Genomic DNA, 26,608 nt, shown 5'->3' with positions numbered 1-26,608 from the left:
CGAAACCGGCGCCGCCGGAACGGGTCGCGAATCCTCGCAGCCGGGTCAGCGCCGACCGGCCGCGCATCCGTACGGCTGCACGCAACCTGCCGCCATGCGATACCCAACGGCGCCGACCGAGCGAATGTCAAACCTCAAGAAGAATTTCCTGCTGCTGCTGACGTTGCAGATTTCGATGTATGCGGTGCCGCTGCTGATCGCGCCGCTGCTGACGCACGCACTGGGCCCGGAAGGCTACGGCCAGCTCGCGTTCTCGCTGGCAGTGATCGCGTATCTCACCAACTGCACGAGCTACAGCTTCGACCTGACCGCCACGCCGCGCATCGCGCTCGCACGCGACGACCGCGCCGAGCGCTCGCGCATCTTCTGGGCGACGCTGTATGCGCAGATCGGGATCGCGGCCATCTGTTTCGTCGTGCTGGTGCTGCTCACCTTGCTGATCGGGCGCTTCGGCGACGACCGCGACCTGCTGCTGATCGGCTTCGGCATGGTGGCCGGCGTCGCCTTCACGCCCGGCTGGTATTTCCAGGGGGTGGAGAAGCTGCGCGCACTCAGCGTGATCCTGTTCGTCGGCCGGGTGCTGAGCCTGCCCGCGATGTTCGCGCTCGTCCACAGCCCGGCGGACATCGATCGCGCGATGATCGTCAACGCCGCGGTGCCGGTGCTGTCGGCGATCGCGCTGGCCATCTACCTGTACTTCCATCGCGAAATCGACTTTGTCCGCGTAGGCATGGCCGACATCGCCGAATCGCTGAAGGGTGGCTGGCAAGTGTTTCTCGCGTCGACGTCGATCGCGTTTTATGCATCGACCAACACCGTGCTGCTCGGCTTCGTGTCGGGCAACGTCGCGGCCGGTTACTTCGCCGCCGGCGACAAGCTGATCCGCGCGGCGCTCAGCCTGCTCCAGCCGCTGAAGGCCGCCACCTATCCACGCATCAGCTACCTGATGCGGCACGCACGCGACGACGCGTTCTCGTTCCTGCGCAAGCTGTTCGTCGTGCAGGTCGTATTGGTACTCGGCATCTCGCTCGTGATTTTCTTCGGCGCGCCGCTGGCCGTGCGCATACTGTACGGCCCGTCGTACGAACCGACGGTTCACGTGCTGCGCTGGATGGCGTTCATCCCGTTCATGGCCGGCATGACCGACCTGTTCGGCGTGCAAACCATGCTGCCGCTCGGCATGAAGACGGCTTTCACGCGCATCCTGATGTCGTCCGGCATCCTGAACATCGTGCTGCTGCCCGTGCTCGCGAAATACTTCGCGGAACTGGGCGCCGCGGCCGCCGTGCTGGTCGCGGAGGCTGCAGTCGCTGCCGCGCTCGCGGCCGTCGTCTATCGCGCCGGCATTCCGCTGCCCGGCAGCTCCCTTGCGCGCCGCTAGCATGCGGCCGCATGACGGCGCGGTGCCGGTTTCCCGCGCCGAGAAGCCCGAACCCAGTTCATGCGGGAGCCGCTCATGGCAGACCTGACCATTGCAATCTGCAACTACAATCACGGCGCCTATCTGCGTGCCGCGATCGACTCAGCGCTCGCGCAGACCGCCGACGATATCCGCGTCCTGGTGGTCGACGACGGATCGACCGACGACTCCCGCGAGATCATCCACTCGTACGGGGAACGCATCGCGGCGGTCTTCCAGGAGAATCGCGGCCAGGTCGCTGCATACAACCGTGCGCTTGAGCACGTCGCGACCCGCTACGTGCTGCTGCTCGACGCGGACGACCTGCTCTACTGCGACGCGTCCGCCCGCGTGCTGGCCGCGTTCGCCTCCGGCGACTTCGTGAAGGTGCATTTCCGGCTCGACGTGATTACGCGGGAAGGCGCCGCGACGGGCGTCACCGTCCCGCAGTCGGACGTGGCCACCGATTGCGGCCGCCTGCTGCGCGCGGGCTGGCTGTATCCGTCGCCGCCTGCGTCGGGCAATGCGTACCGAAGCGACGCACTCAAGCGCATCTTCCCGGTGCCAGTCACGCCCGACAACCTTCACGGCGCGGATTTCTATGCGATCTACGGGATCGCGCTGCTCGGTGCGGTCCACATGATCGACGCCACGCTCGGCGGCTATCGTGTCCACCAGCCGGCCGCCCCTACCGCCGGCGACACCGGCCGCGGCACGGCCGATCTTGCGTTCGCCAATGCGGAAGACGCCGCCACCGGTGCGCTGAAGGCCGCGCGCCGATGGTCGACGCTGCGCACCATTGCCGGCACGCGGCTTCACGAAGCGCTGCCGGGCGAACCGTTCGATTTCTCGATCGAAAAAGCGCGCTTCGCGAGCACGCTGTACCGCGCGCCGCTCGCGCGCCGCTGGCGCTGGTTCCTGTCCGAATCGGGCCGCTACTGGCATACCGTGCTGCGCAATCCGTTCTGGCGGCCGTTCAAGAAACTGGCCGTCACCGGGCTGTCGCTCACGTGCCTGCTGCCGTCGTCGACACTCAGCGACCGCGCGATTCGCTACATCGCGAATCCGCTCGCGCGGGCCCGCCCCTCGACCGATTCGCAAACCGCAACCCGCGCCGCCCGATAACGACGTGCGCGATCCATTCGATGCGCACGCAACGAGCCGGGCCGTCCGCGTCAACGCGTTTCCGCGCGAAAACGCCTGTATCCAGGTACTTCTTACGCCACCGCACGATCGCGATCGGGAACGTTGACCGTCTTTCCACCTCACCACACGACCGATCCGAAAAAAGATCGTACATATCGGTAGAAACACCGATGCTGTAGTCAAACTACATTCGTACGATTGGTCGCTGCAGAGAATCGCTACATCCGATTCGACAGTGTCCGACGGTCCGCGTCGCCGTCCTCGATGTTCGATCGGGCCCAACCGGCCGTAACGATTCCCCGCCTGGCCTGGCATGCCGACGCGCAGCCACCCTGCATTGCCGGCCGAATGCGTCCGGTGTGAATCCACCGGACGTGCGCAGCTCCAGACATCATTCGAACAACCGGCAATACGATCATGGAGAGCAACATGCGGGACAAACTCTGGCCGGCCGTCGTGCTGGCAGCGACCCTCTGCACCACCGCCTACGCAGGCGACGCCGATTTCAATTCGCAGGGCGACGCGACCGATGCATTCGCGTCGGCCGCCGCGCAACGACGCGCCGACCTGCTCGTGCGCAAGATGACGCTCGACGAGAAGCTTCAGTTCATTCATTCGCAATACGAAATGTCAAAGGTGCCGGGCGGCGGCGCCGGCTACATCCAGGGCGTGCCGCGGCTCGGCATTCCCGATCTCAACATGGTCGACTCGGCGACCGGCTCCGGCAGCACGTCGCAGGCCAGCACGACGTTCCCCGCGACGATCGCGGTCGCCGCGAGCTGGGATCGCCGGCTGTCGTACGACTACGGCAAGCAGGTCGCGATCCAGTTGCGTGCGCAAGGGTTCGGCATGGGGCTCGGCGGCGGCACCAACCTCGCGCGCGAGCCGCGCGGCGGCCGCCTGTTCGAGTATCTCGGCGAAGATCCGCTGCTCGCCGGCGACCTGCTCGCCGAACGCACGCTCGCCACGCAGCGGCAGAAAGTCATCGCGACGATCAAGCACTACGCCGGCAACGAACAGGAACACGGCCGGATGGGCGGCAACACGCAGATCGACGAACGCACGCTGCGCGAGCTTTACCTGCTGCCGTTCGAGATCGCCGCGAAGCGCGGTCGCCCCGGCAGCGTGATGTGCAGCTACAACCGCTTGAACGGCGCGTATGCGTGCGAAAACAATCACCTGCTGAACGACGTGCTGAAGAATGAATGGGGCTTCCAGGGCCAGGTGCAGTCCGACTGGGGCGCCACGCACAGCACCGCGGCCGCGATCAACGCGGGGCTCGACGAGGAAGAAGACGTCGGGACGACCGTGTACCTGACGCCGGCGGCCGTCAAGCAGGCGATCGCGAACGGCTCGGTGTCGACCGTGCGCCTCGACGACATGGTGCGCCGCAAGCTCGCCGTGATGATACGCGTCGGTGTGATGGACGATCCGGCCAAGGGTGGCGGCACGATCGATTTCGCGGCCGCCAACCGGTTCGCGCAGGCCGCTTCCGAGCAGTCGATCGTGCTGCTGAAGAACGACGGCAACCAGTTGCCGCTGGCCGCATCGGCGCTGTCGCGCATCGCCGTGATCGGCGGCCATGCGGATGCGGCCGTGCTGTCCGGCGGCGGCTCCGGCAACACGCGCGATCCGGTCTCGGGTTCGTTCGCGGGCTGCGGCGGCCTGACGTTCGGCTCGTCGACGGGCTGCAGCTGGTGGCGCAATCCGTGGCTGAAGGTCGACGTGCCGATCGTCGCGGCGATCCGCGCGCTCGCGCCGGCCGCGCAGGTCACGTACGCGGGCAACAGCGACCAGCAGTCGCCGTTCCGTGCGTACACGCAACAGGAAATCGACCAGGCCGCGGCGCTCGCGGGCCGCTCGGATGTCGCGATCGTCGTGGTCGCACAGCCGGCCGGCGAGGATTTCGGCGACCTGCAAAGCCTGAGCCTCGCGAACCCGTCGAACCAGGATGCGCTCGTCGAGGCCGTCGCGCGTGCGAATCCGCACACGATCGTCGTCGTCCAGAGCGGCAATCCGGTGCTGATGCCGTGGAAAGACAACGTGTCGGCCATCGTCGAGGCGTGGTATCCGGGCGAAGCCGGCGGCAAGGCGATCGCGAACGTGCTGTTCGGCGCGGTCAATCCGTCCGGCAAGCTGCCCGTCACGTTCCCGGCGCGCGATCAGGATTCGCCGACCTGGGGGCAAAACGGCACGTTCGACAACGATCCCGTCTACGCGGAAAAGCTGAACATGGGCTATCGCTGGTATGACGCGCGCAACATCAAGCCGATGTTCGAGTTCGGCTACGGGCTGTCCTATACGCACTTCGCGTATTCGGGGCTGTCGGTGTCGAAGCAATGGGACGGCTCGCTGAGCGTCGCCTTCACCGTGCGCAACGACGGGCGTGTCGCCGGCGCGGAAACGCCGCAGGTCTATCTCGGCGTGCCGTACAAGGACGAACCGCCGAAGCGGCTGGTCGGCTGGGAGAAGATCCGTCTGAATCCGGGCGAGGCGCGGCATGTGCGCGTGACCGTATCGCCGCGCATGCAAAGCGTGTGGGATACGTCGCGTAACGGCTGGCGGGTCGTATCGGGCGGGACGGTGTATGTCGGTGCGTCGTCGCGCGATATCCGGCTTCAAGGCAACTGATCGCCGCTGAACCAACGGGAGCCGCGCGCCACCCGCCCGGCTCCCCCGTGTTTGCCGATCATCCGAAAGTCGTTACCTGAGCAGCAGCGCGAGCACCGTCGCGAGCGCGGCCATCACGACGATCGCCGCCACCATGCCGGCCAGATGCGCGGCTACCACCAGGCTGGCCGGCAAGCGCGACGCGATGTGGGCCATCACGCACCGCCCGCTTCCAGCGTGTCGAGCAGCGGCCGCGCCAGATGCAGAACCTGGTACACCGTGCCGGCCCCGCCTTCGTCCGGCTCGTGTTCGGTGACGAGCGCACGCGTCAGCCGCCAGCGTAGCGGGTCGAGACTCACGGCCGCCGCCACCACACCCTGGCGCGCCGCCGCTTCGCGATTGCGTGCGATCTCCCGTGCAAGCGTCGTGTCGAGGTCGGCATCCGCCGGAATATCGATGGTTTCCAGACGGGCGAAGCGTCCCGTCGACGCACCGCCCTTGCGCGCGTCGAGCGCAACCTGCGTGTCGATCGGCGCGCGCCCGAAGCTGTCCGTCACGACCCGATAGCGACCGTCGGTCACGAACCCGGCAAACGCCTGTTCGCTGCGCCACAGATAGAACGACGCATAGCCGTTTTCCGTCGCGCCGAAACGGCCGGCCTCGCGGAGCAGGAATCCCTTGAACAGCAGTTCCGGCGTGTCGTCCCACAACCTGCCGCGCTCGCGGACACGATTGCGGATGATGTCGAGGTCGTAGTCCGCCGGCAGGCGGTGCACGTAGTACGCGGTCAGCATGATCGACTCCTGGCGAAAGAAACGGGGGAATTCACAACGGCCTGGAAACAGCGTAGAAGAGCTTGAGTTATTTGAAAAGGCGATGGCAGAATATTTCAATGATTCGCTTTTCAAATGGATGAGCACGCGATGAAAACACTCGACATCGAAGCCGTGCAGGCGTTCGTGCTGACTGCCGACCTCAAGAGCTTCACACGGGCCGCCGAAGCCATGGACACGACGCAATCGGCGGTGAGCCTGAAGATCAAGCGGCTCGAAGACGGTCTCGGCCGCCGCCTGCTGGAGCGCACGCCACGGCAGGTGCGCCTGTCTGCTGACGGCACCGCGTTCCTGGCGCCCGCGCGCGAACTGGTGGCCGCACACCACGGCGCGGTCGGCGCATTCGGCACCGGGCAGCGGCGGCTGGTGATCGGTGTCAGCCACCATGTCGTCGGCGCCGATCTGCCGATGCTGCTGCGGCGCATGAGCGAAGCGGAACCGGCGCTCGTGCTCGAGATTCGCGTCGCGGCATCACGCGACGTGCTCGACGCGTTCGATCGCGGCCAGCTCGACGCAGCCGTCGCGCTGCAGCACGACAGCCGGCGGCTCGACGGCGAAACCATCCTGTCGGAGTCGTTCGGCTGGATGGCGGCGGCGGATTTCGAGTACCATCCGCCGCAACCGCTGCGGCTGGCCACCCAGGCCGAGCCATGCAGCGTGCGCCGCATGGCGGTCGGCGCGCTCGACGAAGCCGGTGTCGCCTGGACGGAAGTCTTTGTCGGCGGCGGTGTCGCGACGATCGGCGCGGCGGTATCGGCGGGGCTGGCCGTCGCGGCGCTCGGGCATCGCGTGGCGCCTGCCGGCACGGTCGACGTGGGCATGCGATACGGGCTGCCACCGTTGCCGGCACGCGACGTGGTGCTTCATTCGAATCTGACCGATGCACGTGCGCGGCAGGCATTGCGCACGCTGGGCGCGGCGCTCAGGTCGTCGGTCGGCACGCGTTGAGATCGCACGCGTCGGTGCTGGTCGTCTCGCTCACGCCTGGCCGAAGCCGAACCGCTCCTCCCGGAGAGAACACACATGCGTCCGCTGGAAGAACGGGCTGCACGACTTCTACGAGAGCATGCGCTGGCCCGGCTGGCAAGCCGAGGTTCAGGGCTGGCCACGGACCAATGCTTCAGCGTCTATCCGTTCCCGTGGACGAAAGTAGGATCGGTCGACGTTTCCGAGCTGTACGCACGCCAGATCGGCGCCGGGCCCGTGGCATCACGGCAACCCTGACCGGTCATCCGGACACCACGATCCGCGGAGATGTCGCCGCGTCTGAGTCGCGTTTTGATCGCATCGACATGCTTCGATGCGCGCCACGGTAAAATTCCCCGTTCATGTCACCCGCCCGTGCAGGTCACCCATGCCTGCCCGGGTCAACATCCAAACCATCATCGCGTTGATTTCCTTGCACTTTTCATCTCGCGGCGCATGAGTTACTCGCTCGCCACCACCTACACCCGCGAACTCGAGATCCGCAAGAGCCGCTTCATCGGGCTCGCGATCCCCGTCGACGACCGCGACGCCGCGATGCAGGCGCTGCAGCGCCTGCGCGACGAGCATCCAACGGCCACTCATGTGTGCTGGGCGCTGCTGGCGGGCGGCCAGTCGGGCATGTCGGACGACGGCGAGCCGTCGGGCACGGCGGGCCGGCCCATTCTCGAAGTGCTGCGCCATCACGATCTCGACGGTGTGCTCGGCGCAGTCGTGCGTTACTACGGCGGCGTGAAGCTCGGCGCGGGCGGACTGGTACGCGCATACACGGATGCAATCGCGTCGGCGCTGCTCGATGCCGAGCGGATCGAGCGCGTTCGCCAGACGCGGCTCGCGATCGAGATCGGCTACCCCGAGGAGGCGCGCGTGCGCCGCTGGATCGAACAGGCCGGCTATGAACTGGTGGACAGCGCGTACGGGATGACGGTGAAGCTCGTGATCAAGCTGCCGGAGACCGCCGAGGCCGATGCGCGAGCGGAACTGTTCGACCTGACGCAGGGACGCGCGGGTTTCCCGGTGCTTTGAGCGTCGACACTCGGCCACGCTCCGTTGGATTTATTTTTATACAGTCTCTCAGGTTCTGGCTTCCGCGTGGGTCTCTCGGCGCGGTCGTATGCTTTGGCGCGTCTGAACGGCTCGATTCGACGTTGACGACGCTCATCGAAGCGCACATTACGGCACGCTTTCGATGCTGTCAATTCGATATCTTGAAAGACTGTAAAACCCGTCCCGTGAATCCGTCGATCCCGGCGAAGACGCAAAAAAAGCGCACCGCATGACGCGGTGCGCTTCTTCCCATCAAAACCGGCCTGGGTGAACCAGGTCAGTACGTATCCGGCACGATCATGTCGTCCGGCGTCGGCCGGCGGATGTAATCCTCGTGATGCTCACGCGGCGGCAGGTCGATCGACGCGTGCGGCACCTCGTGATACGGCACCTGGGTCAGCAGGTGGTGGATGCAGTTCAGCCGCGCGCGCTTCTTGTCGACGGCCTGCACGACCCACCAAGGCGCTTCGGGAATATGCGTGCGCTGCAGCATCTCTTCCTTCGCGGCCGTGTAGGCCTCCCAGCGGCGGCGGCTTTCGAGGTCCATCGGGCTCAGCTTCCACTGCTTCAGCGGATCCTCGATCCGGGCCTGGAAGCGCACTTCCTGCTCGTGATCGGTGATCGAGAACCAGTACTTGACGATCTGGATCCCGCTGCGCACGAGCATCTTCTCGAACTCGGGCACCGACCGGAAAAACTCCTCGTACTCCTCGTCCGTACAGAAATTCATCACGCGCTCGACGCCCGCGCGGTTGTACCAGCTGCGGTCGAACAGCACGATCTCGCCGCCGGCCGGCAGATGCGCGACGTAGCGCTGGAAATACCATTGCGTGCGCTCGCGGTTGCTCGGTGCGGGCAGCGCGGCGACGCGACACACGCGCGGGTTCAGGCGCTGCGTGATGCGCTTGATCGCGCCGCCCTTGCCGGCTGCGTCGCGCCCTTCGAAAATGACGACGAGCCGGTGCCCCGTGCTCACGACCCAGTCCTGGAGCTTCACGAGTTCGCCCTGCAGCCGGAACAACTCGCGGAAATATTCCTTGCGCGCCTCGCGACGCTCTTGCGAAAACAGCAACTCGTCGCCGTCGTCGAAGCGCCGGTCATCGAGTTCCATCTCGAGTTCTTCGTCGTACGCGTCGACGAGATCCTCCTCGAAACGACGCTGGCGCGCTTCCATCGAGTTCGTATCGGCGAGGTTGTCGGTCTCGGTGCGGGTATCGTTGTCGCCCATGGGGCCTCCTTCCATCATTGACGCAGCCAAACGCGGCCATTATCCCAGTGTCGCGCGTCAAATTCATGAAAATTGGCGCCACACCCGTCAGAAGCGGAAGTTCAGCAGCACACTGGCCAGCACCGGGTTCGCCGAAATGTCGAACGTATTCGATGCGAGCGTCCGGTTCGGCTGGCTGATGTCGAGCGTGATCTTCGTGCGCAGCGGGATGTAGGTGACCATTCCGGTGATCCAGAGCTGGCGCGTGATCTGGTAGCTCGCACCGACGGTAAACACCGGCTCCCACACGCTCTTCACCTTCGCCGACACGTTGGTCCGGCCCGACAGCAACAGGTCGCCGCCGGCATCCCAGATCCGCTGGAACAACGCCGGGTCGAGCAGCAACGACTGCAGGCTGCCGATGTCCGCGCCCGCCGCGAGCAGCCCGCCGAGCGACGCCAGCTTGCGCTGGAACACGGGGTTCAGGTTCGTGTTCGTGAAGCGCGTATAGCTGAGGCCGATGCCCGCAAACGGGCGAAAGCGATCGTCGCGCTCGCCGAGGTAGTACTTGAACACGACGGACCCGAGCCACGCGCGCGTGGTCGCGAGCGGGTTGCTTTGCGTGTTCGCGAGATCGATCAGCGGAAAGCGCCCCGGGACGCCGGCAAAAATACGATCGAGCGGCAACGCGATGCTGCCGCGCCCGCGCAACGTCAGCACCGGCGGAATGCCGGCCCCGAGTTCGGCCGCCCAGTTCTCCGAGAAAAAATGCGTGAAGGTGAACGCCAGCGTGTTCGTATTGCTCAGCGACAGGCTCGAACCCTGGTTCTGGAAGCTGTTCAGCCCGAGCGCGTCAGTGTGCGTCGTCACGGGCGTCGACCGGCCGGTGGTCGCGATGAAGTGCCAGCCGAGGCCGACCATGTTGCGGTCGTCACCCATCAGCTGCTCGAGCAACGGCGGCGCCTGTGCGGCCGGCAGATCGGGCAGGCTCGACGGATCGACCGGATGCAGCTCGTACGGCATCCGGTCCGCGTGGACGACGCCGCCGGCCGGTGCGCCATCCGCCGTTGCGTCGTGCGTCGCAGCCGGATCACAGCCGCCGACCGCACCGTTGCCGTCGAAGCCGATACCGTCCGTGCCATCGTCGCGCGCTGCCGCGCACGCGCGCGCCGCTCCGCCGGTTCGCTGCCCGAGCGTGATCTTGCGTGCGGTCAGCGGAACGGCGTCAGGTGGCGGCACGTCGACCGACGCACCTTCGCGCCGGCCACGCACCGGCTCCGTATCGGTCGCCCAAGCGCGCGCATCGAACCCGTCCGCATCGCCGCCCGGCCAGAAGCCGATCCCGTCGGCGCCGGCCTGCCAGCGCGGCTCCGCATCGCCGTCCGGCTGCGGCGCGCCGTGCGCGGCGGCCGCGCACGCGAACAGCGTCGCGCCGATCCAGCGCGACAGCGGACGCGCGGCGCCCGGCCGCACGCGGCGGCGGGTTGTATCGCGATTCGTCATCGGCTCAGGCCGGCACGCCGAACAGGCGCTGGCGGATCCGGTACAGCGGCTCGAACAGCCATTCGAGCAGGCTGCGCCGCTCCAGCACGATGTCGGCCTTCAGCATCATCCCGGCCCGCAGCGACAGCGGCCGCCCTTCGAACGACGGCGTACGATCAGCCAGTTCGACCCAGGTCTTGAAGTAGGTCTGCGGCGCGGCCGCATCGCCCGGCAGGTTCAGCTCCTTCGCCGAGAACGCAACGGGCGAGATCGACAGCACCTTGCCGCGATAGGTGCCGAACTTCTCGACCGGATAGCTTGCGTACGCAACCTTCACTTCCTGCCCCTTCTTCACGAAGCCGGCTTTCGACGACGGAATGTAGACCTCGGCGATCAGCCCGTCGGCCTTCGCGGGCAGGATCTCGACGACGCGCGTGCCCGGCGGGTCGATCACGCCGCCCTGCACGACGTCGAGCCGCACGATCTGCCCGTCGGCGGGCGCGTACAACACCTGGTTCACGTTCTCGTCGATGTTGTATTCCTTCGCGTTCAGCTCCTCCTGCTTGATCTTCAGTTCCGCGTTCGCGCCGTCGTACTTGCTCTGCATCGTGTCGAGATCGCCGCGCAGCTTCATCGCATTCTTCGCGAGCTCGGCACGGCGCAGCAGCAGGTCCTGATATGCCTGCCCGGCCTGCAGGTACTGCGTGTTGACCTGGTTGTACTGTTCGAGCGTCACGACCTGTTCGTCGAGCAGCTGCTTCACGCGGGCGCGCCGCTCGCCGTACTCGTCGACGATGCGCTTCTGGTCCTGGATCTGCCGGTCGATCAGCCCGCGGCTCTCGCCCTGCGCGGCGATCTGCTGGTTGATCTGCTGCACCGACGACTTGTATTCGAGGCGTGCCGCATCGATCTGCTGCGTGACCTCGACGCGCTGCCGGTCGAGCGCCGCGCGCATCCCCTGCACGTTGTTCGCCTGGCTCACGAAGCTCGTGTCGCGCGTCACCGCCAGCAGCCGCTGGCCGGCCTTCACCTGCTGGTCCTTGCCGACGTAGATGTCGCGCACGGCCCAGCCCGGCGGCGCGCTGACGCCGATCAGCCCCGAGCGTGGCGTCAGCATCCCCGACACGCTCTCGGTATTCGCGTAGCTCAGCTCGACGAGCGCCGTCACGAACATCGCGAACATCGCCAGCGACAGGTAGCAGAAGAACCGCATCGACACCGGCACGTCGACGACACCGTGGATCACGGTGCCGAAGGTCGTGCCGCGCGCGAGCTTGCGCGACGGTTTCTGTTCTCGGAGGGCAGCGTTCCAGTTCGGCATGGGGCAGGCTCCTCAGGAGCGACGCCGCGCGGCCGCATCGAGCAGCGGCGTCGGCATCAGGTAAGGCGTGAAGTGTTCCCAGAAATGCCATTGCTCGGGCTGGCGCACGAGTGCCTGCTCAAGCCGGTCGGCGATGCGCTGGTGCGTCGCGCGCACCGGCGACGCGTCGTCGTCCGCGCCGAGCATCGGCGCGAGCGGGCCGGCCGCGAGTTCGGTGAAATGCACCGCGCAGCGATCGCGGAACGGCACGCCCGTCGCGTACGCGACGAGCAGCGGAATCCCCTGCTCGACCGCGAGCTTCACGCCGCCGCCGGCCATCCGCACCCAGCGCCCGCCGAGCCGGCAGCGGTTGGTCTTGCCGAACTTGCCATGGAGGTCGGAGAACAGCAGGAACACGGGCGCCTCGCGCCGCAGGCTCGTGATCAGCCGCCGCAGGTGCACGCGCTCGTCGATGTCGATGAACTCGACTTCGCCGGCGCCGTATTCGGCGACGAGCCGCAGCGCATCGTCGAAGAACGCGCCAGGCGCATCGCGATGCAGGATCACCATCAGCTTGCGATCGTCGGGAATCATGAAGCGCAGCTTCGTGACGAACAGCATCAGGTTGCCGAAGTGCAGCCCCGCGAGCATCAGCGGGCCGCCGCGCGCGAGCGCCGTGCGCAGCTGGTCCTCGCCTTCGCACGCCATCCCGTCGATCATCGACTTCATCGATTCGAGGCTGTGCGTGCGCAGCTTGAGCCCGGCGAACTCGGCCTCGAACAGCTCGCGCACGATCGCGGCCGACACTTCCCGCACGCGCCGCGGATCGTCGTTCAGGTGCGCGCTCAGCATGTACGCCACCGCGCGCTCGATCGATTCGCGAATGCACGGAAAACAGCGCAGGCACGCGCCCGAACACCAGCGCATCAGCCGCAGCCCGCGCGCGGGCGACGTGCGCAGCGCGACCGCGCGCACCGCGCGGCGCACCAGGAACGCATACGAGAACGGATTCAGCAGAAAGAGGCGCCCGAGCATCACCGCGTCTCCTCGTTCGTGCGCCATGCGTCGGTCGCGTCGATCAGTACGCCGTCGTGCATCTGGTAGATACGGTCGACCATCGACAGGATCGACGCATCGTGCGTAACGAGCACGATCGTGCACGGCAGCGTCAGCACGTTGCGGCAGATCTCGTGCGTCGTCGCCTGGTCGAGGTTCGACGAAAACTCGTCGAGGATCAGCAGGCGCGGCTCGCAATACAGCGCCCGCGCGATCAGCAGCCGCTGCATCTGGCCGGCCGACAGGAATTTCTGCGTATCGCCAAGCGGTGTGTCGTAGCGATGGTCGAGCCGCTCGATCTCGTCGTGGATGCAGGCGAGCTTCGCCGCGTCGAACATCGCGCCGATCCGCGGCGCCGGCGCAAAGTTCGTGATGTTGTCGCGGATCGTCCCGCGAAACAGCTGGTCGGACTGCGTGACGGCCGCGAGATGCTTGCGGTACTGCCGCAGGTTTACTTCCGCGAGATCGACGCCGCCGACGAACAGCGTGCCGGGGTCCGGCCGCACGAGCCCGCAGATCAGGTTCAGCAGCGTCGTCTTGCCGCTGCCGGTGCGGCCGACGATCGCGATCTTGCTGCCGGCCGGCACGTCGAGCGCGATGTCGCGCAGGATCGGGCGGTTGCCGCCCTTCGGCGTGTACGACAGCGCACGGATCGACAGCGCGCCGTCGAATCCGTCGACCGGCCGCACGACCGCGTCCGGCGCAGGCTCCTCGGTCTCGGTCTGCAGCACGTCGGCGACGCGGTCCATGTGAACCTGCAGCACCTTGCGGCGCACGTGGAGCTGGATCGAATCGATGAACTTGTCCGCGAACAGGTTCTTGTACTGGATGAACGCATAGATCACGCCGATCGTGCTCTGGCCGTGCATCACGAGCCACGCGCCGTATGTGACGATCACCAGTTGCTCGACATGCACGATCCCCTTCGAGATGGCATCGAACAGCAACTGCAGCCGCTCCTGCTGGCGCATCGCCTGCAGCTTCTGCGTGAACGCGTTGACCCACAGGCTGCTGCGCGCGGTCTCGGCCGACAGCAGCTTGATCGAGTGTGCGGAGCGGATGTTCTCGATCAGCAGCGCGTCGGCTTCGGCGCCACGCGTGAGGATCTGCGACATCGCGTCCTGCAGTTGCGGCTGGATTGCGAGCCGGCTCAGCGCGAACAGCACCATCCCGGCGAGGCTGATGCCGGCCAGCACGGGGCTGTAGTACAGCATCAGCACGAGCGTCAGCGTGCAGGTCACGATATTCAGCAGCCCGCCGACCAGCCCATCGACGAGAAACCGCCCGACCTCCGACACCGACGACACGCGCGAGATCGAGTCGCCGGTGTTGTGGAACAGGAAATAGGCGATCGGCAGCCGCGCGAGATGGCCGACCATGTTCGCCGACAGCTGCTGCGACACGATGTTGCGCAGGTAGCTCTTGATGTTGCCGACGAGGTTCGCGTAAAGCGTGTCGAACAGGAACACGATCGCGAACAGGATCGTCAGCAGGTACAGGATGTCGACGTCGGTCTTCTTCAGCGCCTCGTCGATCGTCAGTTGCACGTACGACGGGCCGAGCAGCAGCAGGAGCTGCGCCGCGACGCCGCCCGCGATACCGATCGCGAGGCTCTTGCGGATGCCCGTCAGACCTTCGAGGTAGTCGCGCAGCCGGATCCGATCAGCCTGCCCCGCCCGCGTGAAGCCGATGTCCGGATTCAGCTCGAGCGCGTAGCCGGTGATGTGCGTGAGTGCCTGCGCGAGCGGCAGCTTCGTCTCGCCGAGCGCGGGGTCGACGATGTGCACGCTGCCGTAGCCGACCTTCGTCAGCACGACATAGTGGTTCATCCCCCAGTGCAGGATGCACGGCGTCTTGAGCCCATCGAGCTCGCCCGCGTCGAACTGCAGCCCGCGTGCGCGCAGGCCGAGATCGTTCGAAATCTCCATCAGGTCGAAGAACGACAGCCCGGAATCGATCCGGACCGGATAGCGGTTGCGCAGCGTGCGCAACGTCGTTTCGCGCCCGTGCCACGACGCGATCATCGCGAGGCAGGCCAGGCCGCACTCCGTCACCTCGTCCTGCAGGACCGGACGGACTTTACGCGTATTGAAGAGCATGGTCGGATACCCGGGGCGCGACGACGCGCCGCCCGGGCCTGCCGGTGCGGGCCCGTGACGGGTCGTGCGCGATACGCATGGGCGCAGCCGGCACGCTGCCGGCTGCGACGGAAGATCGGTGTTACCGGTCGCCCGGCGGGCCGCTCAGCGCGACGAGCCGAGCGACATCCGGAACTGTTCGACGGCGTGGGTCTGGTACTGGGTCATCAGGCCCTGGATCGTGGTCCCGATCGACTGATTGACGAGCTCGACCGTATAGGCGGCCGAATTGGAGTAAAGCGACGCGCCGCCGCGAATCTGGCGGGCCTGTTCTTCCGTGATGTCTCGCATTTGTTGTGGCCTTTATATTGTCGGAATGCCCGCCACCGTCAGCCAATTGAAATATAAACGGCCGTTAACTTTATTACGGGGATAATCCGGCACTCCTGCCTCCTGATAATCGCCCGAATCCGAAATAATGTATTCCGGAGTCGCTTTATTGCCACTGCGGCGATCGATTCTTTTCCTTCTGTTTCGCAGCATTTCGCGCGGGGGGCGCCTCCCCGCGCACGGCGGTTACTTGCCGGTGTTATTGAACGTTTTCGGGTTCTGCAGGTAATTGCCGAGGCTCGGCAGGAACTGGCCGAGCGCGGTCACCACCGGCGCGGCGTCAACGGCGAGGCTACCCAGCGAGCTGATCGCACCGCCGCCATGCACATTCCTGACCTGTTCCGTCGTCATGACCTTCATCATTCTCTCCTCGTAAAAAATAAAGATGATGCAAAGAACCTTCATTGAAAGACAAACGGCTTTTAATCCCTAGCGACTTGTTAATCTAATAATCACTGCGATTACGAGCCGAAATCAGGCTATCATGCGGGCGCATGGGAATTCAATGGAGGACACACTCTTACAGGTGCGTTTTCCGATATGTGACGGGTAGCAGACATTCATGCTGTTTGAATTTCAATTTCAAAACGTTTAAATCCCGCCGCAACGCATTGCGGCACGGGCAGGAGACGGAGACGGCCATGTTTGAAACGAGGCGCGCGAATCGCGGATCGGCGACGCGGAATACGGGTATTTCCCGATCAAGAATTTCGACTAGGTGGAATCCCCGACTTGCAACCATGACAGCGTTCGCTGTAACAGTGGTCGGCGTATCGGCAAACGCGCATGCGTTTTGCCTCGACACGGCCTACCAGTACGCATCCGTGCACGATCCGCGCTACCTCCAGGCGCGCAGCGAGTACGATGCGGCCCGCCAGAAATTCCCCGAAGCGCGCGCGCAGATGCTGCCGCAGGCCGCGGCGCAACTCGAATGGGGACGCTACGGCACGCACGCGAACCTGTTCGGCATCGACGTCAGCGGGTCGAGCAATGCCGCGTACGGTTCCGCGCAAGTCACTCAAGCGTTGTTCAACGTGCCCTATCTGTACGACATGCGGCGCGCGACCGAATACGAGGAATCGGCGAAGCAAAAGCTCGAGGTCGCGAAGCAGGACCTGATCCTGCGCGTCGCGAACGCGTGCTTCGACCTGCTCAGCGCGCGCGAGAAACTGCAGTCGGCCGACGACGAAGTGAGCGCGCTCACGCGGCTCGAAAGCGACACGCGACGTATGGCGCAGCTCGGGATGAAGACGATCGGCGACACGGCCGAGATCGAGGCGCGCCGCAGCCTCGCGGAATCCGACGAGGCACTTGCGCAGACCGACGTCGACGCGCGTCGCGCGCGCTACGAGACGCTGCTCGGCTCGACGATCGATTTCTCGCGCTGGCCCCGGCTCGCGATGCGCGGAACATCGCCGCGCATTCCGTCCGGCGATTACGCGCCGCAGGACAACCCCGCGTACCGGCAGGCGTATCGCGACGTCCAGGTCGCGCGGCTCGCGGCGAAACGCGTCAGCGCCGAGCACTTGCCGACCGTCGACCTGTTCGCGTCGTATTCGCGCGGGCTCAACCCGAACCTGCGCGGGCTCACCGATCGCTCGGACTTCCATCAAAGCGCGTTCGGCGTGCAGGTGACGATTCCGATCTTCTCCGGCGGCAGCGTGTACTACCGGCAGGTGGAAGCCGAGCACGTGACCGAGCAATACCGCAACCGGCTGCGCGAGGTCGAGGAGCAGCTGGGCACCGATCACCGCGAGGCGCTGTCCGCGCTCGAATCGGTCGGCAAACGCATCCGCGCGCTGCAGCAGTCGCTGCAGGCCGCGCGGCTCGCGTACGACTCGTCGATGAAGGCGCATCAGGTCGGCTACAGCACGACGTACGAAACGCTGAACCTGAGGCGCGACATCTCGGGCATCCGGCAGAAGCTGTTCGACAGCTATCTCGATGCGCTGAAGCTGCAGTTGAAGCTGAAAAGCGTGCTCGGCACGCTCGACGAACAGTCGCTGGTGGCGGTGGACAGCTTCCTCGAAAGCAACGCGGCGACCGACCGCGGTTGAGCACGCATCGGCACACCAATAAAAGGTTGTACGCGCAACGTTATTGGGTGTGTCGATGTATCGGCGCATCGCGATGCCATCTCGCATCCTCCCGCAAACTTGCGTCCGACCCTGCACGTTCGTGGTGCGCGATGTCCGGTCCCGACCGCACAAGACATCGGCCGCCGCCCCATCACGACGTGCAGGGGTATACGCGATGTTGCATCGGAAAAAAACTTTGCATAGAGTGCTTCCCATCGATCCGGTGGACAAAGACGTCCCACGATCGTGCGCAGCGCGAGCCCGATAGCCTGCGCTTCGCCGGCCGCGTATCCGGCCACTCATCCGCATTCCCGTTATCCGACAGCGTTGTCGGATGAACAGACCGGCAAAGAAGCCCTTGCCTCGCTCGTCGAGGCAAGGGCTTTTTTTTGTCTTTCGAAAACGCACGTCTTCACCTGAACCAGGAGCACACCATGCGTCATGGCGATATTTCCAGCAGCAACGACGCCGTCGGCGTCGCCGTCGTCCAGTACAAGATGCCGCGCCTGCACACGCGCGCCGACGTAATCGCGAACGCACGTGAAATCGCGGAGCGCGTGGTCGGCATCAAGCGCGGCCTGCCCGGCATGGATCTCATCGTGTTTCCCGAATACTCGACGCACGGGATCATGTACGACGCGAAGGAGATGTACGACACGGCATCGACGATCCCCGGCGAGGAAACCGACATCTTCGCCGCCGCATGCCGCAAGGCGAACGTGTGGGGCGTGTTCTCGCTGACCGGCGAGCGTCACGAGGAACACCCGAACAAGGCGCCGTACAACACGCTCGTGCTGATCAACAACCAGGGCGAGATCGTGCAGAAGTACCGCAAGATCATGCCGTGGGTGCCCGTCGAAGGCTGGTATCCGGGCGACTGCACGTATGTGGCCGACGGGCCGAAGGGGCTCAAGATCAGCCTGATCATCTGCGACGACGGCAACTATCCGGAGATCTGGCGCGACTGCGTGATGCGCGGCGCCGAACTCGTCGTGCGCTGCCAGGGCTACATGTACCCGGCGAAGGACCAGCAGGTGCTCGTGTCGAAGGCGATGGCGTTCATGAACAACTGCTACGTCGCGGTCGCGAACGCGGCCGGGTTCGACGGCGTGTATTCGTATTTCGGCCACTCGGCGATCGTCGGCTTCGACGGCCGCACGCTCGGCGAATGCGGCGAGGAAGAAAACGGCGTGCAGTATGCGGAGCTGTCGGTGAGCCTGATCCGCGACGCGCGCCGCAACATGCAGTCGCAGAACCACCTGTACAAGCTGCTGCACCGCGGCTACACGGGCAAGATCGGTTCCGGCGAATCGCCGAACGGCGTCGCGCAATGCCCGTTCGAGTTCTACGCGAACTGGGTCAACGATCCGGACGGCACGCGCCAGGCCGTCGAGCGCCTGACGCGCGCGACACCCGGCACGCCCGAATGCCCGATCGAAGGCATTCCGTCCGAAGCGCCCGCGCATCGCTGAACCCGCGCCCCGCCCGGCCGTTCGCGCTGCGTGCGCGAACGGCGCCGTCTCACTCTGGAGCCTTCATCATGCTCGGTGTCGCTCTCTTCTTCATCGGCGCGGTGCTGGTCGTCAACGGCGTCGCGCTCACCGGCCGCATCGAACCGCGCGACGCGGCCGGCCTGAACCTGCTCGTCGGGCTGCTCGCGCTGCTGATCAACCTCGCCGGCCTCGTGCAGGCATCGGCGCCGCCGCAGTATTTTTCGAGCGCGGGCGGGCTGCTGTTCGCGTTCACGTACCTGTACCTCGCCGCCGTCCAGTGGCGCGGGCTGCAAGGCGCGGGGCTCGGCTGGTACTGCCTGTTCGTCGCGATCAGCGCGCTCGTCTATGCCAGTACGTCGAACGACGTGCGTTTCGGGGCGATGTGGCTGCTGTGGTCGAGCCTGTGGTTCCTGTTCTTCGTCGCGCTCGGGCTGAAGCGGACCGTGCGCTTCCTGCCCGGCTACACGATCGCGATAGGCGTCGGCACCTGCTGGTTGCCCGGCATGCTGATGATGACGGGGAGGTGGTAATGAGCGCACGCGATACGCCACTGGCCACCGATCCGCTCGCCGGGCACCGCATCGCCGATGCGCCGTTCTACCAGCCGGCCGGCGCCGAGGCCGACTGGTTCGAGACGGCCTGCCGGCATCACCTGCCGGTCCTGCTTAAAGGGCCGACCGGCTGCGGCAAGACACGCTTCGTCGAATACATGGCGTGGCGCATGGGCCTGCCGCTGATCCAGGTCGCGTGCAACGACGACACGTCGGCGGCCGACCTGACGGGCCGCCACCTGCTCGACGCCGACGGCACCTATTGGGCCGACGGGCCACTCACGCTCGCGGCGCGGCATGGCGCGATCTGCTATCTCGACGAGATCGTCGAAGCGCGCCCCGACGCAACGGTCGTGATCCACCCGCTGACCGACTCGCGACGCGTGCTGCCGCTCGACCGGCTCGGCGAGGTCGTGCATGCGCATCCGGATTTCCATCTGGTGATCTCGTACAACCCCGGCTATCACGGCGAACACCGGCGGTTGAAGCCGTCGACGCGGCAGCGCTTCGTCGCGATCGACTTCGGCTATCCGGACGCCGCGCACGAAGCCGACGTCATCGTGCGCGAAAGCGGCGCCGATCGCGACACGGCGCGCCGGCTCGTCGATCTCGCACAACGCACGCGCGCGCTCGCGCAGGCCGGCAACGGGCTCGACGAAGGTGCGTCGAGGCGCCTGCTCGTGCATGCGGCCCGGCTGATCGTCGCGGGTCTCGCGCCGCTCGACGCGTGCCGGATCGCGATCAGCGACGCGGCGACCGACGACGCCGACACGCGCGCCGCGTTGCAGACGATGGCCGCCGCGCACTTCGCGACATGAGCGCGCAGCACCTCGCCCGCTTCCTGCACGGGATGACCGCGCTCGAGACCGACGTGCGGCTCGACGATGCGGCGCTGCGCACGACGCTCGGTCACGCCGCATTGCGTGTGCCGGGCACCCTGTCGCCCGCCGCGCGCGTCGCGGCGGCCGCGCACGCACTCGCGCACTGGCTGCATTCGCCGTCCGGCGAACCGGCCGACACACTGACGCCGATCGGCGTCGCCGTTGCCGGCCTGATCGAGGATGCGCGCGTCGAAACGCTGCTCGCACGCACCTGGCCCGGGCTGGCGACCTTCTGGGCACCGGCGTTCGCACCGATCGACCGCGAAGGGCTGACGTTCGGCCACCTGTGCGCACGGCTCGCGAAGGCGCTGTTCGATCCGACGTATCGAGACGGCAACCCGTGGGTCGCCAAGGGCGCGCAGCTGTTCAACGAAAAACGCGACGCACTCGACGACTACCGCGCGTTCCGCACGATCGCGTCGCGGCTCGCGAACGATCTCGGCCAGATGCGCGTGCGCTTCGAGCCCGACGACGGCGCATGGCTGCCTTATCGCGATGACAACGCGTGGCTGTGGGCGCAACCCGCCGCTGCATCGGAACGAGCCGGCAACGAAGGCGTCGAGACGTCGGCCGCGACCGGCGGCCAAAGCGACGAACCCGACGACGAACCGCCACCGGCACCCGATGCGCCGCGCTACCCCGAATGGAATTGCCACACGCAGCGCGAGCGCCGCGACTGGACGACCGTCATCGAACGCGCGCCCGTCACGTCGGCGCCGTCGCCATCGCTTGCCGCACTGATCGACGCCGATCGGCGCGCGGCGAAGCGGATGCCATCCGCGCGCGCAACGGAACCGATGCGTCGCATCGGCCGCCAGCTCGACGGCGATACGCTCGACGTCGATGCGGCGATCGCCGCACGTATCTCGCGCCGCACCGGGCATGCGCCCGATCCGCGCATGTTTCGCCGCCGCGTGCCGCACGATGCGCGCGGCCCGGTGCTGATCCTGCTCGACCTGTCGGCGTCGACGGCCGCGCAGGTCGCCGCGCTCGAGAAGCGCGCCGCATTCGTGCTCGGCGACCTGTTCGACCGGCAGCAACGGCGCTGGGCCGTTCACGGCTACACGTCGGACGGCCGCCATCGCGTGTACTACGCGCGCTTCAAGAATTTCGGCGAAGCGTTCGACCCCGGCCGCCGCGCGGCGCTACTCGCGGCCAACGCCGGGATGAGCACGCGCACCGGAGCGGCGCTGCGCCATGCGCTGACGTTGCTGCGGCGCGAAGCGTCCTGCACGCGCGCCGCCGTGCTGATGATCGGCGACGGCGAAGCCGCCGACATCGACGTGTTCGACCCGCGCTACCTCGTCGAGGATGCACGTCACGCGGCACGCCAGGGCCGGCGGCGCGGCGTCGCGATCGCCGGCTTGTCGTTCGGCGCACCGCCCGGGTTGTCTACAATACTTGGCGTCGGCCCGAGCTGCCTGCACGCGGCGAACGGCGACGCACTGCCCGCCGTCGTCGCGCAAGCGGCCGGGCGGCTGACCGCGTGACGGTCCTACCCGCAAGAATCAGGATGGACGAATGAACAGTGTGAAGGTTGGCGTGTTGTTCTCGCAGAGCGGATGCACGTCGCACCTCGGCCAAAGCCAGTTGCGCGGCACGCTGCAGGCGATCGCCGAGATCAACGAAGCGGGCGGCGCGAACGGTTGCGAGATCGTGCCCGTCGTGCGCGACGCGTGCTCGGACCCGGCCGTCTACGCGCGGCTCGCCGAGGAGCTGATCGCCACCGAGCGCGTGAACGTGCTGTTCGGCGGATACATGTCGAGCAGCCGCAAGGCGCTGATTCCGATCGTCGAGAAGTGGGACAAGCTGCTGTTCTACCCGACGCTCTACGAAGGCTTCGAGTTCTCGCCGAACGTGATCTACACGGGCGCCGCACCGAACCAGAACAGCGTGCAGCTCGCCGCATTCATGACCGCGCAGTTCGGCGCGCGCGTGTACCTGGTCGGGTCCGACTACATTTATCCGTACGAGTCGAACCGCATCATGATCGACCTCGTCACGCAGCATCCGGACGGCCAGATCCTCGGCGAGGTGTACATGCCGCTCGTCGCGTCCGAGCAGGATTTCGCGGCGGTCGTCGAGGATATCCGCACTAAGGCGCCCGACTTCGTGTTCAGCACGCTGGTCGGCGACAGCACGGCCGCGTTCTACCGCGCCTACGCGCAAGCGGGCCTCGATGCGCGCAAGATGCCGATCGCGAGCCTGACGACGTCCGAGATCGAACTCGGCCAGATGGGCGCGGCCGCGGCCGGCCACTACACGTCGTCGCCCTATTTCCAGACGATCGATTCCGACGTGAACCGGCGCTGCATCGCGCAGCTAAAGGCGCGCTTCGGCGACGACGCAAGCGCGTCCGCGCCGTGGGAAGCCGCGTATTTCCAGGTCCACCTGTTCGCCAATGCGCTCGCGCGCGCCGGCACCGATCAGCGCGACCGGCTGGTCGAACATCTCGCGGATGCGGAATTCGACGCGCCGCAGGGACGCGTGAAGATCGACCGGCTCACGCAGCACACGTGCCTGTATCCGCGCATCGGCTGCGCGACGGCCGACGGCAATTTCACGATCGTGCGCGAAGCGACGCGCCGCGTGCATCCCGATCCATACCTCGTCACGCACTCGCTCGGCGACCGCGTGCACACGCCCGACGAACTGAAGGCGTAATCGACGATGCGCGCCCGCACCCCGATCCGCTCGACGCCGCGCCTGCTCACCGAACTGCGTTCGCTCCGCGTGATGGTGTACTACCCGGACGACGACAACGGCCTGCTGCTCGTCGAGCAGTTGTCGCGCATCGGCTGCCCGACCGAGCAGCGCTGGCCGCCGCCCGCCGCGTTGCCCGAGAGCGTCGATCTCGTGATTCTCGCGGTCCGGCCCGACCTGCTGCACCTGTCGATCCCGTGGCTCGAGGACGACGCGCGGCCGCCGCTGATCGCCGTCACGACCTACGAAAGCCCGACCATCCTCGAACTGATGCTGCGCATCGATGCGCAGAGCGCAGTGACGACGCCCGTGCGCTCGTTCGGCTTGCTGAGCGCGATGGCGCTCGCGTGCCACCAGAGCCGCCGGCACGACGAATACCGGCGCCGCATCGCGCAGCTCGAACAGCGCGCGATGTCCGTGCGCACGCTGCAGGAAGCGAAGACGCTGCTGATGCAGCACAACGCGATCAGCGAGGAAGAGGCCTACCAGCAAATCCGCTCGCAGGCGATGGAGCGGCGCATCTCGATCAACCAGCTCGCCGAGCAGATCGTGCAGGCGCATGCGCTGCTGAAGCGCTGACGCTGGCTTCATCCGGACGACCGGCTAAAAGAATTCGGCAGCCGGATCGACGCTCCCGGCTGCCGACCGACGTGCACGCCGCTTTCGCAAGCGCGCACGGTATCGCTTCACGTCAGCGGATGATCCGCGTCACGCCGCGCCCGCGCGGATCGGCCATTGCTTCCGGCGTGTTGCCGTCGATCTTGATGACCTGGATGTCACCGCTGAAATCCTGTCCCTTCAGCGTATAGCCACGCGCCTCGATCTGCTTCGCGAGTTCGCCTTCGATCGGGTGGTACGGCTCCCAGAAGATCGTGTTCGGCGGCAGCAGCTGGTGATGGAAGCGCATCGCGCCGACGGCTTCCTTCAACGGCATCTTGAAGTCGTAGATGTTGTTGATCACCTGGAAGATCGACGTGAAGATGCGCGAGCCGCCCGGCGTGCCGATCACGAGCGACACCTTGCCGTCCTTGGTCATGATCGTCGGCGACATCGACGACAGCGGGCGCTTCTTCGGTTCGATCGCGTTCGCGTCGCTGCCGACCACGCCGAACATGTTCGCGACGCCCGGCTTCGCGGAGAAGTCGTCCATCTCGTCGTTCAGCACGATGCCCGTGCCGTCGGCGATCACGCCCGAGCCGAAATAGCCGTTGATCGTGTACGTGTTCGACACCGCGTTGCCCCACTTGTCGACCACCGAGAAGTGCGTCGTTTCGGCCTTCTCCGGCATCGTCGTGCCGAGGCCCGGTTGCACGCTCTTCGTGTCGGCGATCTGGGTCGGGCTCACTTCGGCCGCGCGCTTCGCGATGTATGCATCGTTGGTCAGCTGCGCGATCGGCACCTTGTAGAAGTCGGGATCGCCGAGATACTGCGCGCGATCGGCGAACACGCGCTTCTCGATTTCGGCGACGAGGTGGATGTATTGCGGTGAGTTGAGCTTCACGCCGTCGAAGTCCGGCTTGAGGTCGGCCTTCATCTTCAACAGTTGCACGAGGCCGATGCCGCCCGAGCTCGGAGGCGGCGCGGTGATCACGTCATAGCCGTTCCACTTCGCCTGCACCGGCTGGCGCCACACCGCGCGGTACTGCGCGAGATCCTCGGTGGTGATCAGTCCGTTGCCGTCGCCCGTCTTCATCGACGCGGCGATCAGCTCGGCCGTCTTGCCCTTGTAGAACCCTTCCGCGCCGTCGTTCGCGATCCGCGTGAGCACGTCGGCGAGATCCGGCTGCTTGAAGTTCGCGCCGGCCTTCAGCCCGGAGAAGTACTTGTCGAAGTTGGTCTTGCCGCCGAACTCCTTCGACGCGTCGACGCCGCGCTGCGCGAGCTGTTCGTCGACGACGAAGCCGTCGCGCGCATAGTGGATCGCCGGCGCGAGCACCTGCTTCCACTTCAGCTTGCCGAAGCGCTTCTGCGCTTCCCACATGCCGGCGACCGTGCCCGGCACGCCGGCCGCGCGCGGGCCGTAAAGACTCATGTCCTTGATGACGTTGCCGTCCTTGTCGAGGTACATGTCCTTCGTCGCGGCGAGCGGCGCGCGCTCGCGATAGTCGATGAAGTACGGCTTGCCGTCCTTGTAGATCGTCATGAAGCCGCCGCCGCCGATGTTGCCGGCTTCCGGATACGTGACGGCAAGCGTGAACGCGATCGCGACGGCCGCGTCGATCGCGTTGCCGCCCTCCTTGAAGATCCGCTCCGCGGCATCCGCGCTGTACTTGTCGGCCACCGCCACCGCCGAACTCGTCAGGACCGCCGGCTGCGGCCCTTTCGCATACGCGGGCGCGTTCGGCAGAAACCCGATGCCGGCCACCGTCGCGAGCACGGCAGCAGATGATTTGAAGCGATTCAGCGTAGTCATTGCATGTCCCCATGTGGATCTTCTTCAGGCAGGAAAAGCACCTGATCCGCTTATAGCTGCTGGCGCAGCGTCGGCCATATGACGGTTTCGTAGTGAATCCGGCAATTCAGCGGGAAAATGCACCGTACACTACGAATCGACCCCGATTGTGTGCGGTTGATCACGCAGCGCGCCGATCACGTATGCACCGTCGCGTTGCGGCGCCGCGACGGACGTGAATCGGTCGACATGACATGCGGTGCGCGTCATCACCCACCGCATAAAACCGAAAGTTGCGAACCTCGCGGCATCCCGTGCAGCACGTGCAAAAAAATCTGCAAACGCCCCTCCCGCTGCGCGAGTCGATCTGAGAAGATAGCGCCCCGCTTTCGCACGGCATCGCTGTTTCGTTCACGTGCCGCTTCACGTTTCTTCGTCTCGCTCCCTATGGCATCACACAACGCGCATCATGCGTCCGGCTTCGCGGCCGGCGTCGCCGCCGCCGTCCTCGTCGCACAAACCGGTGCAACCGGCCCGTGGCACATCGGCATGCTCGCCGCGTTCGCGGCGGGCGTCGCGGGCGGCACCGCGCCCGACTGGCTCGAAGTCGCCTGGTGGAGCCGCAAGCGCCGCCTGTGGATCACGCACCGCACCGTCACGCACTGGGGCATCGGCTGGATCGCACTGCTCGCGCTCGGGTGGCACGGGCTCATCCATCATCCGCATCCGCTGTGGGCCGCGCCGCTGTTCGGCTTCGCGTGCGGCGGCGTGATGCACCTGCTGGCCGACTGGCCGAACCCGCTCGGCGTGCCGTGGATCTGGCGGCGCCATTCGCTCAACCTGTGGAACAGCGGGCATTGCGACCTGATCGTCGTGGCCGCCGCTTGGGGCGGCACACTGTGGCTCGCGCAGTCGCTGTGGTCGCGCGCACCGCTGCTCGAACACTGGCTCGGCTGGCTGCATCGCGTTTAAGTTGCA

General features: G+C 66.2%; 23 protein-coding genes. 13 read left to right on the top strand and 10 right to left on the bottom strand.

Annotated elements, in window-relative coordinates:
- Positions 1-124 precede the first annotated feature (124 nt).
- The 3 genes from U5809_RS27710 to U5809_RS27700 all read left to right on the top strand — a co-directional run bounded on the left by U5809_RS27710 (position 125) and on the right by U5809_RS27700 (position 5,176).
- Entirely contained in the window at positions 125-1,381 is a 1,257-nt protein-coding gene (locus U5809_RS27710) for an oligosaccharide flippase family protein (protein ID WP_322088870.1), read from the top strand.
- A gap of 75 nt (positions 1,382-1,456) precedes the next feature.
- Entirely contained in the window at positions 1,457-2,524 is a 1,068-nt protein-coding gene (locus tag U5809_RS27705; RefSeq protein ID WP_322088869.1) for a glycosyltransferase family 2 protein, read from the top strand.
- Positions 2,525-2,974: 450 nt separating this feature from the next.
- The gene (locus U5809_RS27700; protein ID WP_322088868.1) at positions 2,975-5,176 is read left to right on the top strand and encodes a glycoside hydrolase family 3 C-terminal domain-containing protein; all 2,202 of its coding nucleotides are present in this window, start codon (positions 2,975-2,977) and stop codon (positions 5,174-5,176) included.
- A gap of 72 nt (positions 5,177-5,248) precedes the next feature.
- On the opposite strand, the gene U5809_RS27695 is transcribed toward U5809_RS27700, so the two are convergent.
- Entirely contained in the window at positions 5,249-5,371 is a 123-nt protein-coding gene (locus U5809_RS27695; RefSeq protein ID WP_322088867.1) for a hypothetical protein, read from the bottom strand.
- A complete protein-coding gene (locus U5809_RS27690) occupies positions 5,371-5,949 on the bottom strand; it encodes a DUF4865 family protein (RefSeq protein WP_322088866.1) in 579 nt (192 codons plus the stop codon). The genes U5809_RS27695 and U5809_RS27690 overlap by 1 nt, the downstream gene beginning before the upstream one ends.
- Positions 5,950-6,078: 129 nt before the next feature.
- Here U5809_RS27690 and U5809_RS27685 point away from each other — a divergent pair, with 129 nt between their 5' ends.
- Together U5809_RS27685 and U5809_RS27680 are read left to right on the top strand one after the other, a co-directional pair.
- Entirely contained in the window at positions 6,079-6,936 is an 858-nt protein-coding gene (locus tag U5809_RS27685; protein ID WP_322088865.1) for a LysR family transcriptional regulator, read from the top strand.
- A gap of 474 nt (positions 6,937-7,410) precedes the next feature.
- Positions 7,411-7,998 carry a YigZ family protein gene (locus U5809_RS27680; RefSeq protein WP_322088864.1) on the top strand — a complete coding sequence of 196 codons (588 nt, stop codon included), beginning with the start codon at positions 7,411-7,413 and terminating at the stop codon, positions 7,996-7,998.
- A 298-nt stretch (positions 7,999-8,296) separates the two neighbouring features.
- On the opposite strand, the gene ppk2 is transcribed toward U5809_RS27680, so the two are convergent.
- The 7 genes from ppk2 to U5809_RS27645 form a co-directional block, all read right to left on the bottom strand.
- Positions 8,297-9,247, bottom strand: coding sequence for a polyphosphate kinase 2 (ppk2, locus tag U5809_RS27675; protein ID WP_322088863.1), 951 nt, complete (start codon positions 9,245-9,247; stop codon positions 8,297-8,299).
- A gap of 87 nt (positions 9,248-9,334) precedes the next feature.
- On the bottom strand, positions 9,335-10,729 hold the full coding sequence (locus tag U5809_RS27670) for an OmpW/AlkL family protein (RefSeq protein ID WP_322088862.1): 1,395 nt from the start codon (positions 10,727-10,729) through the stop codon (positions 9,335-9,337).
- A 4-nt stretch (positions 10,730-10,733) separates the two neighbouring features.
- Positions 10,734-12,029 (bottom strand): HlyD family secretion protein, encoded by a 1,296-nt coding sequence (locus U5809_RS27665; RefSeq protein WP_282510336.1) that lies wholly within the window; start codon positions 12,027-12,029, stop codon positions 10,734-10,736.
- 12 nt (positions 12,030-12,041) lie between these two features.
- Positions 12,042-13,046 carry a hypothetical protein gene (locus U5809_RS27660; protein WP_322088932.1) on the bottom strand — a complete coding sequence of 335 codons (1,005 nt, stop codon included), beginning with the start codon at positions 13,044-13,046 and terminating at the stop codon, positions 12,042-12,044.
- A complete protein-coding gene (locus U5809_RS27655) occupies positions 13,043-15,163 on the bottom strand; it encodes a peptidase domain-containing ABC transporter (RefSeq protein WP_322088861.1) in 2,121 nt (706 codons plus the stop codon). Before U5809_RS27655 ends, U5809_RS27660 begins: the two co-directional genes overlap by 4 nt.
- A 144-nt stretch (positions 15,164-15,307) precedes the next feature.
- A complete protein-coding gene (locus tag U5809_RS27650; RefSeq protein ID WP_322088860.1) occupies positions 15,308-15,493 on the bottom strand; it encodes a hypothetical protein in 186 nt (61 codons plus the stop codon).
- A 225-nt stretch (positions 15,494-15,718) separates the two neighbouring features.
- Positions 15,719-15,883 (bottom strand): hypothetical protein, encoded by a 165-nt coding sequence (locus U5809_RS27645; RefSeq protein WP_185714672.1) that lies wholly within the window; start codon positions 15,881-15,883, stop codon positions 15,719-15,721.
- Between the two features lie 290 nt (positions 15,884-16,173).
- On the opposite strand from U5809_RS27645, the gene U5809_RS27640 reads away from it, so the two are divergent.
- The 7 genes from U5809_RS27640 (at position 16,174) to U5809_RS27610 (ending at position 23,817) form a co-directional block, all read left to right on the top strand.
- Positions 16,174-17,589, top strand: coding sequence for a TolC family protein (locus U5809_RS27640; protein ID WP_322088859.1), 1,416 nt, complete (start codon positions 16,174-16,176; stop codon positions 17,587-17,589).
- 455 nt (positions 17,590-18,044) lie between these two features.
- Positions 18,045-19,082 (top strand): aliphatic amidase, encoded by a 1,038-nt coding sequence (locus tag U5809_RS27635; protein WP_322088858.1) that lies wholly within the window; start codon positions 18,045-18,047, stop codon positions 19,080-19,082.
- A gap of 68 nt (positions 19,083-19,150) precedes the next feature.
- The gene (locus U5809_RS27630) at positions 19,151-19,633 is read left to right on the top strand and encodes an AmiS/UreI family transporter (protein WP_322088857.1); all 483 of its coding nucleotides are present in this window, start codon (positions 19,151-19,153) and stop codon (positions 19,631-19,633) included.
- Complete coding sequence (locus U5809_RS27625) at positions 19,633-20,472, top strand: CbbQ/NirQ/NorQ/GpvN family protein (RefSeq protein ID WP_322088856.1); 840 nt, start codon at positions 19,633-19,635, stop codon at positions 20,470-20,472. Before U5809_RS27630 ends, U5809_RS27625 begins: the two co-directional genes overlap by 1 nt.
- The gene (locus U5809_RS27620) at positions 20,469-22,025 is read left to right on the top strand and encodes a nitric oxide reductase activation protein (RefSeq protein ID WP_322088855.1); all 1,557 of its coding nucleotides are present in this window, start codon (positions 20,469-20,471) and stop codon (positions 22,023-22,025) included. The genes U5809_RS27625 and U5809_RS27620 overlap by 4 nt, the downstream gene beginning before the upstream one ends.
- A gap of 31 nt (positions 22,026-22,056) precedes the next feature.
- Entirely contained in the window at positions 22,057-23,199 is a 1,143-nt protein-coding gene (locus tag U5809_RS27615; RefSeq protein WP_322088854.1) for a transporter substrate-binding domain-containing protein, read from the top strand.
- Positions 23,200-23,205: 6 nt separating this feature from the next.
- A complete protein-coding gene (locus U5809_RS27610) occupies positions 23,206-23,817 on the top strand; it encodes an ANTAR domain-containing response regulator (protein ID WP_322088853.1) in 612 nt (203 codons plus the stop codon).
- Between the two features lie 112 nt (positions 23,818-23,929).
- Here the strand turns inward: U5809_RS27610 and ggt are convergent, their stop codons facing one another.
- Positions 23,930-25,651: a gamma-glutamyltransferase gene (ggt, locus tag U5809_RS27605; RefSeq protein ID WP_322088852.1), complete on the bottom strand. Its 1,722-nt coding sequence runs from the start codon at positions 25,649-25,651 to the stop codon at positions 23,930-23,932.
- 426 nt (positions 25,652-26,077) lie between these two features.
- Here ggt and U5809_RS27600 point away from each other — a divergent pair, with 426 nt between their 5' ends.
- Entirely contained in the window at positions 26,078-26,602 is a 525-nt protein-coding gene (locus U5809_RS27600; RefSeq protein WP_176045181.1) for a metal-dependent hydrolase, read from the top strand.
- The last annotated feature ends 6 nt before the right edge of the window (positions 26,603-26,608 follow it).

It is taken from the genome of Burkholderia sp. BCC1999 (assembly GCF_905339975.1).
GTDB lineage: Bacteria > Pseudomonadota > Gammaproteobacteria > Burkholderiales > Burkholderiaceae > Burkholderia.
This window is presented reverse-complemented; position numbering and strand designations above follow the sequence as displayed.

Bases quoted from the DNA above. Each gene is read 5' to 3' on its own strand.
- U5809_RS27690 (WP_322088866.1), bottom strand. From the start codon at position 5,949: ATGCTGACCGCGTACTACGTGCACCGCCTGCCGGCGGACTACGACCTC.
- U5809_RS27670 (WP_322088862.1), bottom strand. From the start codon at position 10,729: ATGACGAATCGCGATACAACCCGCCGCCGCGTGCGGCCGGGCGCCGCG.
- U5809_RS27705 (WP_322088869.1), top strand. From the start codon at position 1,457: ATGGCAGACCTGACCATTGCAATCTGCAACTACAATCACGGCGCCTAT.
- U5809_RS27600 (WP_176045181.1), top strand. From the start codon at position 26,078: ATGGCATCACACAACGCGCATCATGCGTCCGGCTTCGCGGCCGGCGTC.
- U5809_RS27610 (WP_322088853.1), top strand. From the start codon at position 23,206: ATGCGCGCCCGCACCCCGATCCGCTCGACGCCGCGCCTGCTCACCGAA.
- U5809_RS27665 (WP_282510336.1), bottom strand. From the start codon at position 12,029: ATGCCGAACTGGAACGCTGCCCTCCGAGAACAGAAACCGTCGCGCAAG.
- U5809_RS27655 (WP_322088861.1), bottom strand. From the start codon at position 15,163: ATGCTCTTCAATACGCGTAAAGTCCGTCCGGTCCTGCAGGACGAGGTG.
- U5809_RS27620 (WP_322088855.1), top strand. From the start codon at position 20,469: ATGAGCGCGCAGCACCTCGCCCGCTTCCTGCACGGGATGACCGCGCTC.
- ggt (WP_322088852.1), bottom strand. From the start codon at position 25,651: ATGACTACGCTGAATCGCTTCAAATCATCTGCTGCCGTGCTCGCGACG.
- U5809_RS27615 (WP_322088854.1), top strand. From the start codon at position 22,057: ATGAACAGTGTGAAGGTTGGCGTGTTGTTCTCGCAGAGCGGATGCACG.
- U5809_RS27635 (WP_322088858.1), top strand. From the start codon at position 18,045: ATGCGTCATGGCGATATTTCCAGCAGCAACGACGCCGTCGGCGTCGCC.
- U5809_RS27640 (WP_322088859.1), top strand. From the start codon at position 16,174: ATGTTTGAAACGAGGCGCGCGAATCGCGGATCGGCGACGCGGAATACG.
- U5809_RS27625 (WP_322088856.1), top strand. From the start codon at position 19,633: ATGAGCGCACGCGATACGCCACTGGCCACCGATCCGCTCGCCGGGCAC.
- U5809_RS27645 (WP_185714672.1), bottom strand. From the start codon at position 15,883: ATGACGACGGAACAGGTCAGGAATGTGCATGGCGGCGGTGCGATCAGC.
- U5809_RS27680 (WP_322088864.1), top strand. From the start codon at position 7,411: ATGAGTTACTCGCTCGCCACCACCTACACCCGCGAACTCGAGATCCGC.
- ppk2 (WP_322088863.1), bottom strand. From the start codon at position 9,247: ATGGGCGACAACGATACCCGCACCGAGACCGACAACCTCGCCGATACG.
- U5809_RS27630 (WP_322088857.1), top strand. From the start codon at position 19,151: ATGCTCGGTGTCGCTCTCTTCTTCATCGGCGCGGTGCTGGTCGTCAAC.
- U5809_RS27710 (WP_322088870.1), top strand. From the start codon at position 125: ATGTCAAACCTCAAGAAGAATTTCCTGCTGCTGCTGACGTTGCAGATT.
- U5809_RS27695 (WP_322088867.1), bottom strand. From the start codon at position 5,371: ATGGCCCACATCGCGTCGCGCTTGCCGGCCAGCCTGGTGGTAGCCGCG.
- U5809_RS27650 (WP_322088860.1), bottom strand. From the start codon at position 15,493: ATGCGAGACATCACGGAAGAACAGGCCCGCCAGATTCGCGGCGGCGCG.
- U5809_RS27685 (WP_322088865.1), top strand. From the start codon at position 6,079: ATGAAAACACTCGACATCGAAGCCGTGCAGGCGTTCGTGCTGACTGCC.
- U5809_RS27700 (WP_322088868.1), top strand. From the start codon at position 2,975: ATGCGGGACAAACTCTGGCCGGCCGTCGTGCTGGCAGCGACCCTCTGC.